Origin of the sequence: Streptomyces sp. NRRL WC-3742 (genome assembly GCF_000720635.1) — a bacterium.
Lineage (GTDB): Bacteria > Actinomycetota > Actinomycetes > Streptomycetales > Streptomycetaceae > Kitasatospora.
Genome location: NZ_JOCF01000059.1, coordinates 37,417 through 51,780, shown reverse-complemented (window position 1 = coordinate 51,780; position 14,364 = coordinate 37,417). Strand labels below are relative to the sequence as shown.

The following is a 14,364-nucleotide window of genomic DNA, read 5'->3' as shown; positions in this document are numbered from 1 at the left end:
CGCCGCCTCCTACGCCGACCGCGTCGTCTTCCTCGCCGACGGCCGCATCGTCGACGAACTCCACCGGCCCACCGCCGACACCGTCCTGGACCGCATGCGGCGCTTCGACGCCAAGGGCCGCACCAGCTGACAGCCCGGCAGCCCTGCCGACCGCTTCACCGACCTCCAGGACACCTCATGTATCGCACCGCTTTGCGCAACGTGCTGGCCCACAAGGGCCGGCTGCTGATGACGGCGCTCGCCGTCATGCTCGGCACCGCCTTCGTCGCGGGCACCATGGTCTTCTCCGACACCTTCGGCAAGGCCATGCGGGACAGCAACTCCAAGAGCTACTCGGACGTCTCCGTCCAGGTCGTGGACCGCGCGGCCGACTCCGGGTCCTCCGGCCGGCACAGGAGCGAGAGCGGCACCGGCACGCTCGACGACTCCTCCGTGAAGGCACTGGCCGCCCTCCCGGGCACCGCCAACGCCCGGGGCGTGGTCAGCGGCTTCACCGGGGTCGCCGACAAGAAGGGCAGCCTGATCGGCCAGACCTGGGCCGCCAAGGGCGCCAACTTCGCCCCCGGCCCGGACGGCGCCGACCCGCGCTACCCGATGGCCGAGGGCCGCGGCCCGAAGGACGCCGGCGAGGTCGCCCTCGACCGCAGGACCGCCGACAAGGCGGGCTACAAGGTCGGCGACACCGTCCGCGTCGCCTCCACCGGCCCGGTGGTCTCGGCCAAGCTCACCGGCGTCTTCACCACCGACGACCCGGTGGTCAACACCGGCGGCACCCTCACCCTGTTCGACCGCGCCACCGCCCAGCAGGTGCTCCTGGAGCCCGGCCGCTACAGCAGCATCGTGCTGACCGCCAAGCCCGGCACCAGCCAGGACGCGCTGCTCAACGACGTACAGGCCAAGATCGGCACCGACAGGCAGTTCGACATCCAGACCGGCGCCCAGCTCAAGGCCGACGACGAGGCCATGATCACCCGGGGCACCGACAGCCTGCGCACCATGCTGCTGGTCTTCGCCGGCATCTCGCTGTTCGTCGGCATCTTCATCATCGCCAACACCTTCACCATGCTCGTCGCCCAGCGCACCAAGGAGCTGGCCCTGCTGCGCGCCATCGGCGCCAGCCGCAAGCAGGTGACCCGCTCGGTGCTCGTCGAGGCGCTCCTGATCGGCACGATCTCGGCCGTGGCCGGTCTGGCCGCCGGCGTCGGGATCGGCGCCGGGCTGCAGTCGCTGATGGGCAGCCTGGACGAGAACATGCCGAGCGGCTCGCTGGTCATCAAGCCGGTGACGATCCTGGTGACCATCGTGGTCGGCGTCCTGGTCACCGTCCTGTCGGCCCTGCTGCCCGCCCGCCGCGCCGCCCGGATCGCCCCCGTGGCCGCGATGAGCAGCGGGGACCAGCCCGCCACCCAAAAGAGCCTGCTCATCCGCAACACCATCGGCGCGCTGCTGACCGCCGCGGGCCTGTCCCTGATCGCCTACGGCGCCTCCACCGGCGACGACTCCGGCCGGATGCCGGTCGGCATCGGTGCCTTCCTCTCGCTGATCGGCGTGTTCGTCCTGCTGCCGCTGCTCTCCCGCCCGGTGGTCGCGCTGGTCGGCCCGCTGCTGCGCGGCCTGGGCGGCACCCCCGGCAAGCTCGCCCAGCAGAACGCGGTGCGCAACCCGCGCCGCACCGCCGCCACGGCCGCCGCGCTCACCATCGGCCTGACCCTGGTCAGCGGCCTCACCGTGATCGGCTCCTCGGTCACCGACGCCCTGGACCGCACGCTGACCAGCTCGGTGAAGGCCGACTACCTGGTCGACGCCGCCAACGGGATGCCGCTGACCGGTTCGCTGGCCGAGCAGATCGCCAAGGCCCCCGGGGTCGCCGCCTCCTCGCCGCTGGTCGAGTCCCACTGGTCGGTGGCCGACACCTCCGTGAAGGTCACGGGCCTGGACCCGAAGTCCTACGAGCAGCTCGTCCGGATGAAGCTGACCAGCGGCGCGGCGGACGCCCTCGGCAAGGGCCAGCTCCTCGTCGACTCGGACCTCGCGAAGAAGCTGAACGTCACCGCCGGCTCCACCGTGACGACCTCCTTCCCCGACCGCACCTCCGGCCCGGTCACCGTCGGCGGCGTGTACGAGAAGGGCGGCGTGCTCGGCTCGGCCGTCATGGCCAACGCCGAGCTCGTCAAGCACGAACCCAAGGCGCACACCTCCGCCGTCCTGGTGAAGGGCCAGGACGGGGCCACCGAGGCGCTCAAGCAGTCCCTGACGGACGCGACCGGCGCCAACCCGGTGATCGAGGTCAAGTCCATGCAGGACGTGCGCAAGGGCTTCAGCCAGGCGATCACCTTCGCGCTGAACATGATGTACGGCCTGCTGGCGATGTCCGTGCTGGTCGCGATCCTGGGCGTGATCAACACGCTGGCGATGTCGGTCTTCGAGCGCAAGCGCGAGATCGGGATGCTGCGCGCGATCGGCCTGGACCGCCGGGGCATCAAGCGGATGGTCCGTCTGGAGTCCGTGGTGATCTCGGTGTTCGGCGCGGGCATCGGCCTGGCGCTCGGCTGCTTCATCGCCTGGGCGATCAACGGCACCCTCAGGAACAGCCTGTCCGGGCTGACCACCGTCCTGCCGTACGGCCAGCTGGCGCTCTTCCTGGGCCTGGCCGGTCTGGTCGGCCTGGTGGCCGCCCTCTGGCCCGCGCGCCGGGCGTCCAGGCTGGACATCCTGGAGAGCATCAAGACGGACTGACGGCCCGCCCGCACCGGGGGGTGCGGGCGCGGACCGACACAGAAGAGCCCCTGCCGGAGGGTTTCGGCAGGGGCTCTCTACTGCTGTACTCCGCCCGGTCGTACGGCCGGCTGAGCACCACGGAGGTCGTGGTCCGGCGACACTGCCGGGCGGAGGGCCTCCGACTCATACCCCGGCGCTCCCACACCGGGGTCTCAGTCGCTTACTTCGCGGCGAGTTCCTTCTCGGCGGCGGGCTTGGCGGCCTCGACCGGCTTGGTGGGCGGCGTGACCTCCTGGATGGGCAGCTGCGGCTGCTCCATCTGGGAGAGGCCGACCATCTCGCGCTTGAAGAACATCGCGAGCGTCCAGTCCATGAAGACGCGGACCTTGCGGTTGAAGGTCGGGACCATCGCACCGTGGTACAGGCGGTGGAACCACCAGGCCGGGCGGCCCTTGAGCTTGACCTTGCCGAAGAGGATCGCGACGCCCTTGTGCAGGCCGAGGCCCGCGACGGCACCGAGGTTCTTGTGCTTGTACTCCTTCTGCGGGAAGCCCCGCATGCCGGAGATCACGTTGTCGCCGAGGACGACGGCCTGGCGGCAGGCGTGCTGGGCGTTCGGCGGGCACCAGGCGCCCTCGCCGGCGGCGAGGTCGGGCACCTGGGCGTTGTCGCCGGCGGACCAGACGTAGCTGAAGCCCTGGACCTGGAGGGTCGGGGCGGTGTCCACGTGGCCGCGCGGGCCCAGCGGCAGGCCGAAGTTGGAGAGAACCGGGTTCGGCTTCACGCCGGCCGTCCACACGATGGTGGCGGCGTCCATCTCCATGCCGTTCTTCAGCATGACGTGGCCGTCGATGCAGGAGTCCATCGAGGTCTCGATGTAGACCTCGATCTTCCGCTCCTCGAGCTTCTCCTTGGTCCACAGGCCCAGCTCCGGGCCGACCTCGGGGAGGATGCGGTTGGCGGCCTCGACCATGACGAAGCGCATGTCGTCACGGGTGAAGGTCTTGTACAGCTTGGCCGCGTCGCGGGCCATGTCTTCGATCTCGGCCAGCGTCTCGACGCCGGCGAAGCCGCCGCCGATGCAGACGAAGGTCAGGGCCTTGCGCCGGATCTCCGGGTCCGTGGTGGACTCGGCCTTGTCCAGCTGCGCCATGACGTGGTTGCGGAGGCCGATGGCCTCCTCGACCGTCTTCATGCCGATGCCGTTCTCCGCCAGACCCGGGATCGGGAAGGTGCGGGAGACCGAGCCGGTCGCGACGACCAGGTACTCGAACGGCAGCTCGTAGCTGTCGCCGGCCGCGGGCTGGACGGTGGCGACCTTACGGGCGTGGTCGATACCGGTGACGGACCCGGTCAGCACCTCCGCCTGCTTGAGGACGCCGCGCAGCGGGGCGACGAGGTTGCGAGGCGCGACGCTGCCGCCGGCCGCCTCGGGAAGGAAGGGCAGGTACGTCATGTACGACCGCGGGTCCACGACCGTGACGGTCGCTTCGCCGTAGCGCATCTTCTTGAGGATGCGCATCGCGGCATACAGGCCGACGTAACCACCGCCGACAATGAGGATGCGAGGACGCTCCGTGGTGCTCATATCCGAAAGTATCCAGCACCGTCCGAAGCAGCCTTCGTGAGCCCGGTCACAAGTTGCTGGACACCCCGTGATACACTGCGCGGCCGCAAAACCGGGCCCGGCGCGAGGGTTCACCACCCCGCGCGGGCGCGTGGGAACACGCGCCGGAGCACTACCCCGTTGAGCAGCAACGATCCGCACGGAGCCTGCGTTCCCGCGCGCGATTTCGATTTTCAAACCCCAACCGAGCGCTGGCCTGCGAACCAGCGGGCTTCATGGTCATCGGACCTTCGGTCCCACAATTCGGACGTCTCGGGCGACGGAGTGCGACGAATGACTGGATCGCCATGTGAAGAAATTCACGAACTTTCCCGCACGGGCCGGGGCGCGCCCCGGCCCCGGCCCCCTCAAGGGGGTACCGGGGCCGGTCCACAGGCGTTCCGCAGGGGAGTCAGACGGCCATGCTCCAGGCGATGCCGTCCAGGATGTCGTGCTCGCTGACGACCACCTCGGCGGCGCCCGTCCGCTCCATGATCTCCAGCAGCTCCAGCGCCCCGGCGGCGATCACGTCCACCCGGCCCGGGTGCATCGACGGGATGGCCGCGCGCTCGGCGTGGGTGGCGGCCAGCAGCTCGCGGGCGATCTCCGCGACGCGCTCGCGGCCGATCCGGGAGTGGTGAATGCGCTCCGAGTCGTAGGCGGGCAGGTCCTGGGCGATCGCGGAGACCGTGGTGACCGTCCCGGCCAGGCCCACCAGGGTGGCCGCGCCGGTCAGCGGGACCACCTCCTCGGCCTTGTCCAGCTCGGCCCGCACGTGCGCCCTGGCGGCCGCGATCTGCTCCTCGGAGGGCAGCTCGGCGCCCTCGAAGTGCCGCTCGGTCAGCCGGACGCAGCCGATGTCCACCGAGCGCGCCGCCTGCACGTCCGCACCGCCGAGGACGAACTCGGTGGAGCCGCCGCCGAGGTCGAAGACCAGGTAGGGGGCCGGGAACCGACCACCGGTCAGTTCCTTGGTGGCGCCGACGAAGGACAGGTGCGCCTCCTCCTCGCCGCTCACCACCTCGGGCTCGACGCCCAGGATCTCCCGCACGCCCTTGACGTACTCGTCGCTGTTCTCGGCGTCCCGCGAGGCGCTGGTGGCGACGAAACGGGTGCGCTCCGGGCCGACGCCGAAGCCCCGGATGATCTCCAGGTACTCGCGGCAGGCCGCGAAGGTGCGCTCCAGCGCGTCCGGGTGCAGCCGGCCGGTGCGGTCCACGCCCTGGCCCAGCCGGTTGATGACCATCCGGCGGTCCAGGTCGGTGATCTCGCCCGTCTCCGCGTCGAGGTCGGCGACCAGCAGGCGGATGGAGTTGGTGCCGCAGTCGATCGCGGCCACGCGGGTCATGCTCACTCGGACTCCTCCTGCGAGGCTTCCTCGGCGGCCTTCTTCGCGGCCCGCTCGGCGGTCTTCTGCTGCTTGGCCGCGATGACGGCCTCGTGGTCCTGCTCCTTGGCGCGGTTGCGCAGGACGCGCTCGCCGGCGGCCTGGACCTCGGCCGGGGAGACGCAGGGGCCCTTGGCCCACCAGTCCTCCAGCATGCCGATCGCCTCGTCGCCGAGCGGGTTGACGCCCTCGCCGGCCGCCAGCGAGTGGCCGACCAGCACGTGCAGGCACTTCACCCGGTCCGGCATGCCGCCGGCGCTCGGGAAGCCCTCCAGCACCTCGATCGCGTCGCGTCGGGCGATGTAGTCCTCGTGCGCCTTCTGGTAGGCGGCGGCCAGCTCCGGATCCTCGGCCAGGCGCGCGGTCTGGTCCTTCATCACGCCGTCGGCCTCCAGGGTGCCGATCAGCGAGGCGGCCTTGGGGCAGGTCAGGTAGTACAGCGTGGGGAACGGCGTGCCGTCCGGCAGGCGGGGGGCCGTCTCGACGACGTCCGGGTTGCCGCAGGGGCAGCGGTGCGCCACGCCGCGCAGGCCGCGCGGCACCCGGCCGAGCTGGGCGGCGATGGCCGCGACGTCGGCGTCGGAGACGGCGGGGTGGTTCTCAGTGGTCATGGGGGGAGGTGTCTCCAGCGGATGACGATGGGGTCGGACGGGGGGCGGCAGGAGCGGCGGGGGCGGCCGCGGCGGTGTCGGCCGCGTCCACCGAGTCCCAGATGCCGGCGTACCAGGGTTTGGCCGCCTTCACCGGGCCGGCCGCCGTGCCCCCCGAGGGCCTGGCGGGCGCGGAGGGCTGGGCGCCGTCACGGCCGGCCGGATCCACCGCGATGTACGGGGTCTCCCCCGGCACCGCGAAGTGCAGCCGGGCGCGGGCCTGCGCCTTCACGTACTCCGGATCCTGCCAGCGGGCCTTGTCCCGGCGCAGCTGCTCCACCTGCTGGCGGGCGTGGTCGGCCTTCGCCCGCTGGGCGGAGATCTCGGCCCGCTGGGAGATGAACTGCCGTGTCGGGTACGCGAGGATCGCCACCAGTGAGCAGAGCACCAGGACGAGGACGGTCGCCCGGCTCGTGAACCGAGGACGGGCCGCCAAGCCCGGGATCCTCCAGCCTGCCATCTGCGGTATCCCCTCCTGGTCGCGACGGTGCCCCGCCGACCACCCTACGGGGTGAACGGCGGGGCACCGGTCAGGCGTGCGGCTCGGCCGTGCTGACTACTCCGCAGAGCGGAAGCGCGGGAAGGCGCCGCGGCCGGCGTACTCGGCGGCGTCGTCGAGGATCTCCTCGATGCGCAGCAGCTGGTTGTACTTGGCGACGCGCTCGGAGCGGGCCGGGGCACCGGTCTTGATCTGGCCGCAGTTGGTGGCGACGGCCAGGTCGGCGATGGTGACGTCCTCGGTCTCGCCGGAGCGGTGCGACATCATGCAGCGGTAGCCGTTGCGCTGGGCCAGCTCGACGGCGTCCAGGGTCTCGGTCAGCGAGCCGATCTGGTTGACCTTCACCAGCAGGGCGTTGGCGGTGCCGGTCTCGATGCCGCGGGCCAGGCGCTGCGGGTTGGTGACGAACAGGTCGTCGCCGACCAGCTGGACCTTGTCACCCAGCTTGACGGTCATGGCCTTCCAGCCGTCCCAGTCCGACTCGTCCAGCGGGTCCTCGATGGAGACCAGCGGGTAGGCGTCGACCAGCTCGGCGTAGTACTCGATGAGCTCGGCCGCGGTGAGGGCCTTGCCCTCGAACTGGTAGGCGCCGTCCTCGAAGAACTCGGAGGCGGCGACGTCCAGGGCCAGGGCCACGTCGCGGCCGGGCTCGTAGCCGGCCTTCTGGATGGCCTCGACGATCAGGTCCAGGGCCTCGCGGTTGCTGTCCAGGTCGGGGGCGAAGCCGCCCTCGTCGCCGAGGCCCGTGGACAGGCCGCGCTCCTTCAGCACGCCCTTGAGGGTGTGGTAGACCTCGACGCCCCAGCGGACGGCCTCGGAGAAGGACTCCGCGCCGATCGGGGCGATCATGAACTCCTGGATGTCGACGTTGGAGTCCGCGTGCGAGCCGCCGTTGAGGATGTTCATCATCGGGACGGGCAGGACGTGCGCGTTCGGGCCGCCCAGGTAGCGGAACAGCGGCAGGTCGCTGGCCTCGGAGGCGGCGTGGGCGACGGCCAGGGAGACGCCGAGGATGGCGTTGGCGCCGAGCGAGGACTTGTCCGGGGTGGCGTCCAGGTCGAGCATGGCCTGGTCGATCAGGCGCTGCTCGGTGGCGTCGTAGCCGACCAGCTCCGGGCCGATCTGCTCGATGACGGCCAGGACGGCCTTCTCCACGCCCTTGCCGAAGTAGCGGTTCTTGTCACCGTCGCGCAGCTCCAGCGCCTCGAAGGCGCCGGTGGAGGCACCGGACGGAACGGCGGCACGGCCGGTGCTGCCGTCGTCGAGGCCGACCTCGACCTCGACCGTGGGGTTGCCGCGGCTGTCGAGGATCTCACGGGCTACGACGACATCGATGGACGGCACGAGGCATCTCCTTGCGGAAGCAGGTCCCGCCGACAGGGGTGGTGATCAGCGGCGGGGCGATTGCGGAGTCGTTACGACCAGAGCCTAACCGCCCGGGCCTCCGGGGCCACGTCGGCCTCGGTCCCGTCTCAGCGTGTGGCCCGGCTACCCACCGGTAGTTCACCTTCCCGCCCCGGAATGTCCGCACGGGACGGGGCGAATGCGGACGAAGGGGGCCGGCACCGCGGCCGGCCCCCTCGTCAGGTCCGCACGGCTCAGCCGAGGTGCAGCACCTGGCCCGGGAGGATGAGGTCCGGGTCGCCGCCGACGGTGGAGCGGTTGTGGTCGTACAGCGACTGCCAGCCGCCGGAGACGCCCTGGACCGTGGCGATGGTCGACAGGGTGTCACCGGAGCGCACGGTGTAGTCCCCGGCCTTCGGCGCGGCGGACTGCGGGGCCGCACTCTGCGGGGCCGCGTGCTTCGGCGCGTACGGCTGTGCCGGCTGCTCGGGCTTCTCGGCCTTGGGCGCGGCGTGCTTGGGCGCGTACTGCTGCACCGGCTTCTGCGCGGGCTTCTCGGCCTTCGGGGCCTGCTTCCCGGGCGCCGACTGGGCCTTGGTGTCCGAGGAGGTGTCGACGGAGGCCGCCGGGCCGCCCTTGCTCAGGCCGGCCTTCTGGGAGCAGACGGGCCAGGCGCCCGGGCCCTGGGAGGCCAGCACCTTCTCGGCGATGGCGATCTGCTGGCCCTTGCTGGCCTGGTTGGCCTGAGCGGCGAAGGCGGTGCCGCCGTACGCCTTCCAGGTGCTGGGGGTGAACTGCAGGCCCCCGTAGAAGCCGTTGCCGGTGTTGATGCCCCAGTCGCCGCCGCTCTCGCACTGGGCGACGGCGTCCCAGGTGGAGGCGGGGGCCGCGGAGGCGCCGGTGGCGGTGAGGAGCGGCAGTGCGAGTCCGACGCCGGCCACACCGGCGACGGCGATGACCTTCTCGGTCTGGGTGCGACGACGGTGACGGCCAGATCCAACGAGCAGCATGAAGAGGTCCCTCTCCGCACGCCTGCGAGGTGAGCTGTCGGGTTCGGACCGGGAGGTGGCCCGGCCGCCGTGACGCGGAATCGGCTCCGCGCGGGCGGCTTCACCCCAAGCCGTGGGGACGGCAACAAACCTGGGTCCCCCGCCCCTGCCCAGGGTCTGGTCGGTTTCCCGTGGCGCGACGGGCAGGACTCGGCGTTCCGCGCACGGGGTCCGCAGCTGCGAACTCCACGGAGACTAGACAGATCATCAGCTCGATCACAAGCTCATCTCGCCGACATCACACAGAAATTACGGCGCGTGGTCGCTCGCCTACGCACGGCACCGGTTTGTCCGGTTTGATGCGTGTTCACACCCCGATCGGCAGGCTACCGGCGACGGCGCGTCAGCGTGTCCGAGCGTCACGTGGATTCACCGGTCGGCCGGAAGTGCGTGCGGAGAGTGCATTTCCGGACTGAATTCGACCGGAAGCTCCCGTAGTCCACGCATGATCAGACCGCCTCGCCAGCGCAGGTTCTCCGGCTCCTCCGCCAGCCTCAGATCGGGCAGTCGCGTGAGCAGCGTGGCCAGCGCGGCGCGGCCCTCCAGCCGGGCCAGCGGGGCGCCGATGCAGTAGTGGATGCCGTGCCCGAAACCCAGGTGCGGGTTGTCCGTCCGGGCCAGGTCGAGGGTGTTCTCGTCCGAGAACCGGGCCGGGTCGCGGTCCGCCGCCGCCAGCACCACCAGCACCGGATCGCCCACCGGGATGTCCACCCCGCCGATCGACAGCGGCTTCGTCGCGAACCGCCAGGTCGCCAGCTCCACCGGCCCGTCGTAGCGCAGGAGTTCCTCGATGCCCGTCTCCAGGAGCCCGCTCTCGCCGCGGGCCACCGACTCCTGGAGCAGCCGGCGCTGGTCCGGGTTGCGCAGCAGCGCGTAGGTGCCGTTGCCGATCAGGTTGACGGTCGTCTCGAAGCCGGCGAACAGGAGGATGAAGGCCATCGCGGCAGCCTCGTTCTCCGTCAGGTGCTCACCGTGGTCGCTCGCCCGGATCAGGCCGGAGATGAGGTCGTCCCCGAGGTCGGCGCGCTTGCGGTGGATCAGCTCCAGCAGGTAGGCGCGGATCTGCTTCACCGCCCGCCCCACACCTCCGCGTTGGCCGCTTCCGTGGCCCGGCTTCGTGTGTCGCAGCATCATCCCGGCCCAGTCGCGGAAGTCGTCCTGGTCCTCGGACGGGACGCCCAGCAGGTCGCAGATCGCGTAGATGGGGAGGGGGAAGGCGAACTCGTGGATGAGGTCGGCCGATCCGCGCTGCGCGAAGCCGTCGATCAGCCGGTCGGTGAGCTGCTGCACGCGCGGCTCGAACTCGGCCACCCGGCGCGGGGTGAACGCCTTCGACACCAGGCGGCGAAGCCGGGTGTGGTCCGGCGGGTCGATGTTCAGCAGGTGGGTCATCAGGTCCGCCTGCCGCTCCCCCGGGATGCCCACCCGGCCGGTGCGGTGCGCCTGTTCGCTGTGGTGCGCCGGGTTCTTCGACAGCCGTCCGTCCGCGAGCGCCTGGCGGGCGTCCGCGTACCGGGTCACCAGCCACGCCTCGACGCCGCTCGGCAGGGTGGTGCGGTGCACCGGGGAGTGCTCGCGCAGCCAGGCGTAGGCCGGGTACGGGTCGGCGGCGAACTCCCAGGTGAAGAGCTGGGGGGCGGTGGCGTCGGGCTGAGCTGGCATGGGTCGACGGTATCCGGTGGACGCGGCGCGCCCGGCCCGTCAACGGCGTGCGAACGGTCCGCGAACGACTCGTTTCCCGCGTGTCGACGCTTCGTGCCCGGTACGTGGACGGTTCTTGGACAGCTCTTGGCCAGGCACCCGGCGTGAGCCTGGTCACCTGCGGGGTAATTCCTGTTGCGGAGGGTCAGGACGAGCCTACGATCCTCCGCAGTACGCGTGGGCGCCGGTGCGGTGTCGCCCACAGGGAGGAGCAGGCCATGCGGGTCGCCGGGGCAGTCGTCGTCATCGCGGTACTGGACGGCGGGTCGGGGGCCGACCTCGCCCGCCGGTTCACCGCCGCCGGCGCCGCCGGGATGCTGATCGCCGACCAGCACGTCGGCGTCGCGGAGGACCTCGCCGCCGAACTCGACCGCCCGGGCTGCCCCGTCGTCGGCGTCCACGGGGACGTGCGCCGCCCCAGCGACGTGGCCGCCGTCGTCGACACCGCCGAGAAGCACCTCGGCCCGATCGACCTGTTCTGCGTCGCCGGGCCGGACGGCGAGCGGATCGTCTCCCTCGCCGACCTGCCCGACCATCTCGACCTGGAGCGGCTGGCCGAACTCGTCGCCCTCGTCGGCGACGCCATCGCCGAGGTCGTCCTCCCGCTGCCCCGTCAGGCCGCGGCCTGACCGCTCAGGACCTCAGCCCCTCCTACGACGTCAGCCCCTCGGCCGCGCGCACCGCGTCCCGGTAGCCCCGCGCGGCCGAGCGCAGCGCCGCGTCCACGTCCACCCCGGCGTCGTGCGCCCGCTGCGCCACCGCCAGCAGCAGCCGGCCCGCCGACTCGGCGGTCAGCTCCGCCGGCAGCTCGTACGGCTCGTCCGCCACCCCGCCGAAGCCCGCCCGCCGCACCCGGGAGACCAGCTTCGCCGCGTACGCCAGCGCCGGCAGCCCGGCCGGGACGCCGTCCAGGACGGACTCGCGGTCCGACTTCTCGGCCGCCTTCAACTGCTCCCAGTTCGCCTCCACCTCGGCGGCGCCCTCGGCCTCCGCGTCCCCGAACACGTGCGGGTGCCGGTACATCAGCTTGTCGACGATGTCCCCGGCCACGTCGTCGATCGAGAACGGCTCCCGCTCGTCCTCCTCGGCGATGCGGGAGTGGAAGAACACCTGGAGCAGGACGTCGCCCAACTCCTCGCGCAGGGTGTCGCGGTCCCCCTCCTCGATGGCCTCGACCAGCTCGTACGCCTCCTCGACCAGGTACTTCACCAGGCTCTCGTGCGTCTGCTCGGCGTCCCAGGGGCAGCCGCCGGGCGAGCGCAGCCGGTCCATCACCGACACCAGGTCCAGCAGGCGGGCCCCCGGCAGGTCGTACGAGCCGGGCAGCACCTCGATCTCGGGCACCTCCCCGGCGTGCTCCACGGCGAGGCGGGCGAGCGCGTCGGTCAGCCCCGGGTCCCCGTCCGGGCTCCCCAGCCACACCACCGGGCCCTCGCCCGCCGGCTGCCCGGTCAGCAGCCGCGCCAGCGCCGGCGCGGACAGCTCCGCGACGATCTCCGCCTCCACCCCGGCCCCGCGCAGCGCGGGCAGCTGCGGATGCCCGGCATCGGCCGCCAGCACCCTCCCCGCCGAACGCAGCGCCTCCCACGCGGGCCAGGACAGCAGGCCGGGGGCCACCCGGTGGGTCGTCGTGAGCAGGATCAGCTTGGCGTCCGCACCATTCGTCGTCACCCTCCGAACCTACCGGTCCCGGTGCTGCCGTTCAGCGGGAGACGGGGGTTCAGCGGGAGGCAGGGGGTTCAGCGGGAGACGGGGGGCCAGGGCGTCGGCTGCTGGGGGTGGAGGGTGTCGAGGGACTGGCGCAGGCGACGGACGGCCGGGTGGTGGGGGCCGTCGCGGCGTTCGCGTTCGAGCAGGAGCTGGAGCAGCCACTGCCACGCCTGCTGGGGATCGCCGGCGGCCGCGAGGTGGAGGCCGATGCGCTCGCGGAGGTCGAAGGCCCGCTCGGGATCGGGGTCCTCCGCGTGGGCGGTGAGAAGGGCCCGGTACTCGGCGAGGGCTTCGGGGCCGCGGCCGAGGCGGTCGAGGCAGACGGCGGCGCGGTAGCGGTGGTCGAGGCCCTGGGGTCCGTGGGGTCCGCCCTCCGCGGTGACGGCGAGGCGCTGGTACTCGGGGAGTGCCCGCCCGGGGTGCCCCTGGTGGAGGAGGGTGCGGGCGTAGATGGTGCGGATGGTGCGCACGAGCGGCACGTGCCCGCCCTGCTCGGCCTCGGCGCGGGGCAGCAGGCGGGCCGCGAGGTCGAGGACCTCCTCGTGGCGCCCGGCGTCGACCAGGTCGGAGAGGCGCGCGCACTCGGCCGCCAGGTCGAAGCCGACGGCCGGAACGGCTGGAACGGCTGGAACGACCGGGGCGGCGGGTGCGACCGGGGCGGCGGGTGGCGCCGGCGGGACGGCGGGGGCGGGCGGCACCAGGAACGGGCGCGGTTCCGGCGGGGCCGCCGCCGCACCCGCCACGGCGGCGGGACGCGGCTGGTGCGGGTAGCGGAACGGCCGTACGGGGTCGGGCAGCGGCGTGTAGCGGGGCTGCGGGGCGGCGGCGGCCGGGGGCAGCAGCGGGAGCAGCCGCCCGTACACGGCCTGGGCGTCGGCCGGGCGGTCGGCGGGCTGCTTGGCGAGCAGGTCGAGGACGAGCCGTTCGAGCGCCGGCGGCACGTCCGGGCGCAGGTCGCGCAGCGGGACGGGCGGTTCGTCGACGTGCCGGCGCAGGATGCCGAGGGCGGTGGGCGCCCTGAACGGCTCCTCGCCCGAGAGCATCTCGTGCAGCATGCAGCCCAGCGCGTACAGGTCGCTGCGCGGATCGGTGGTGGAGGCGAGGGCCTGTTCGGGGGCCATGTACGCGGGACTGCCGATCGGCACCCCGGTGAGGGTCAGACGGGTGGTCTCGGTGTCGAGGGCGGTGGCGATGCCGAGATCGAGCAGGACGGTGCGGCCGTCCTCCCGGACCATCACGTTGCTGGGCTTGAGGTCGCGGTGGACGACCGGGACGGCGTGGACGGCGGCCAGGGCCGCGCACAGCTGGGCGGCGACGGCCACCGCCCGCTCGATCGGGAACGGCGCGTCCTCGGCGATGAGGTCGGCGAGGCTGACGCCGGGGACGCGCTGCATGACCAGGTACAGCTCGCTCCCGTCCTCCCCGGCGTCGAAGACGGTGACCAGCCCCGGGTGGTCGAGCGCGGCCGTGACCCGGCACTCGCGCAGGAAGCGGCGGCGCAACTCGTCGCCGTGGCGGCGGCGTTCGGTGGACGTGCCGGTGCCGATGCCGCTGTCGCCGACGCTGCTGCGGGGATCGGCGCCCGCGCCGGTGCCGGGCAGCAGGTGCTCGGGGCGCAGCAGTTTGACGGCGACCGCGCGGTGCAGGCGTTCGTCCCGGCCGGCCCAGACCTGGCCCATCCCGCCGTGGCCGATCTTCTC

Annotated in this window: 11 protein-coding genes, 1 pseudogene and 1 riboswitch; of the genes and pseudogenes, 3 read left to right on the top strand and 9 right to left on the bottom strand. The window is 72.4% G+C overall.

Annotation, left to right across the window (positions count from 1 at the left end; all coding sequences use genetic code 11):
• Both IH61_RS47235 and IH61_RS0128600 read left to right on the top strand, forming a co-directional pair.
• Positions 1-130 (top strand): annotated as a pseudogene (locus IH61_RS47235) (ABC transporter ATP-binding protein); the annotation flags it as partial.
• Positions 131-177: 47 nt separating this feature from the next.
• A complete protein-coding gene (locus tag IH61_RS0128600) occupies positions 178-2,736 on the top strand; it encodes an ABC transporter permease (RefSeq protein WP_031075016.1) in 2,559 nt (852 codons plus the stop codon).
• Positions 2,737-2,938: 202 nt separating this feature from the next.
• On the opposite strand, the gene IH61_RS0128595 is transcribed toward IH61_RS0128600, so the two are convergent.
• The 7 genes from IH61_RS0128595 to IH61_RS0128565 all read right to left on the bottom strand — a co-directional run bounded on the left by IH61_RS0128595 (position 2,939) and on the right by IH61_RS0128565 (position 10,915).
• Positions 2,939-4,306 carry an NAD(P)/FAD-dependent oxidoreductase gene (locus IH61_RS0128595; RefSeq protein WP_031075014.1) on the bottom strand — a complete coding sequence of 456 codons (1,368 nt, stop codon included), beginning with the start codon at positions 4,304-4,306 and terminating at the stop codon, positions 2,939-2,941.
• A 430-nt stretch (positions 4,307-4,736) separates the two neighbouring features.
• Positions 4,737-5,672, bottom strand: a complete 936-nt coding sequence (locus IH61_RS0128590; RefSeq protein ID WP_031075012.1) for a Ppx/GppA phosphatase family protein — start codon at positions 5,670-5,672, stop codon at positions 4,737-4,739.
• A 2-nt stretch (positions 5,673-5,674) separates the two neighbouring features.
• On the bottom strand, positions 5,675-6,340 hold the full coding sequence (locus IH61_RS0128585; protein ID WP_078911462.1) for a DUF501 domain-containing protein: 666 nt from the start codon (positions 6,338-6,340) through the stop codon (positions 5,675-5,677).
• Positions 6,312-6,797 carry an FtsB family cell division protein gene (locus IH61_RS41545; RefSeq protein WP_051838198.1) on the bottom strand — a complete coding sequence of 162 codons (486 nt, stop codon included), beginning with the start codon at positions 6,795-6,797 and terminating at the stop codon, positions 6,312-6,314. The genes IH61_RS0128585 and IH61_RS41545 overlap by 29 nt, the downstream gene beginning before the upstream one ends.
• Before the next feature lie 120 nt (positions 6,798-6,917).
• The gene (eno, locus tag IH61_RS0128575) at positions 6,918-8,204 is read right to left on the bottom strand and encodes a phosphopyruvate hydratase (RefSeq protein WP_031075007.1); all 1,287 of its coding nucleotides are present in this window, start codon (positions 8,202-8,204) and stop codon (positions 6,918-6,920) included.
• A gap of 254 nt (positions 8,205-8,458) precedes the next feature.
• Complete coding sequence (locus IH61_RS0128570) at positions 8,459-9,214, bottom strand: transglycosylase family protein (RefSeq protein WP_031075005.1); 756 nt, start codon at positions 9,212-9,214, stop codon at positions 8,459-8,461.
• Positions 9,215-9,219: 5 nt separating this feature from the next.
• Positions 9,220-9,386: riboswitch (cyclic di-AMP (ydaO/yuaA leader) on the bottom strand.
• A gap of 236 nt (positions 9,387-9,622) precedes the next feature.
• Positions 9,623-10,915 carry a cytochrome P450 family protein gene (locus tag IH61_RS0128565; protein ID WP_051838197.1) on the bottom strand — a complete coding sequence of 431 codons (1,293 nt, stop codon included), beginning with the start codon at positions 10,913-10,915 and terminating at the stop codon, positions 9,623-9,625.
• Positions 10,916-11,172: 257 nt separating this feature from the next.
• On the opposite strand from IH61_RS0128565, the gene IH61_RS0128560 reads away from it, so the two are divergent.
• Positions 11,173-11,583 (top strand): SDR family NAD(P)-dependent oxidoreductase, encoded by a 411-nt coding sequence (locus IH61_RS0128560; RefSeq protein ID WP_031075000.1) that lies wholly within the window; start codon positions 11,173-11,175, stop codon positions 11,581-11,583.
• Between the two features lie 22 nt (positions 11,584-11,605).
• Here the strand turns inward: IH61_RS0128560 and IH61_RS0128555 are convergent, their stop codons facing one another.
• Positions 11,606-12,625 carry a MazG family protein gene (locus IH61_RS0128555; RefSeq protein WP_031074997.1) on the bottom strand — a complete coding sequence of 340 codons (1,020 nt, stop codon included), beginning with the start codon at positions 12,623-12,625 and terminating at the stop codon, positions 11,606-11,608.
• A gap of 68 nt (positions 12,626-12,693) precedes the next feature.
• Complete coding sequence (locus tag IH61_RS0128550; protein WP_051838202.1) at positions 12,694-14,343, bottom strand: protein kinase domain-containing protein; 1,650 nt, start codon at positions 14,341-14,343, stop codon at positions 12,694-12,696.
• Between the last annotated feature and the right edge of the window lie 21 nt (positions 14,344-14,364).

Coding starts and splice junctions, on each gene's coding strand:
- IH61_RS0128600 (WP_031075016.1), top strand. CDS start 178: ATGTATCGCACCGCTTTGCGCAACGTGCTGGCCCACAAGGGCCGGCTG.
- IH61_RS0128595 (WP_031075014.1), bottom strand. CDS start 4,306: ATGAGCACCACGGAGCGTCCTCGCATCCTCATTGTCGGCGGTGGTTAC.
- IH61_RS0128590 (WP_031075012.1), bottom strand. CDS start 5,672: ATGACCCGCGTGGCCGCGATCGACTGCGGCACCAACTCCATCCGCCTG.
- IH61_RS0128570 (WP_031075005.1), bottom strand. CDS start 9,214: ATGCTGCTCGTTGGATCTGGCCGTCACCGTCGTCGCACCCAGACCGAG.
- IH61_RS0128565 (WP_051838197.1), bottom strand. CDS start 10,915: ATGCCAGCTCAGCCCGACGCCACCGCCCCCCAGCTCTTCACCTGGGAG.
- IH61_RS0128560 (WP_031075000.1), top strand. CDS start 11,173: ATGCGGGTCGCCGGGGCAGTCGTCGTCATCGCGGTACTGGACGGCGGG.
- IH61_RS0128550 (WP_051838202.1), bottom strand. CDS start 14,343: ATGGGCCAGGTCTGGGCCGGCCGGGACGAACGCCTGCACCGCGCGGTC.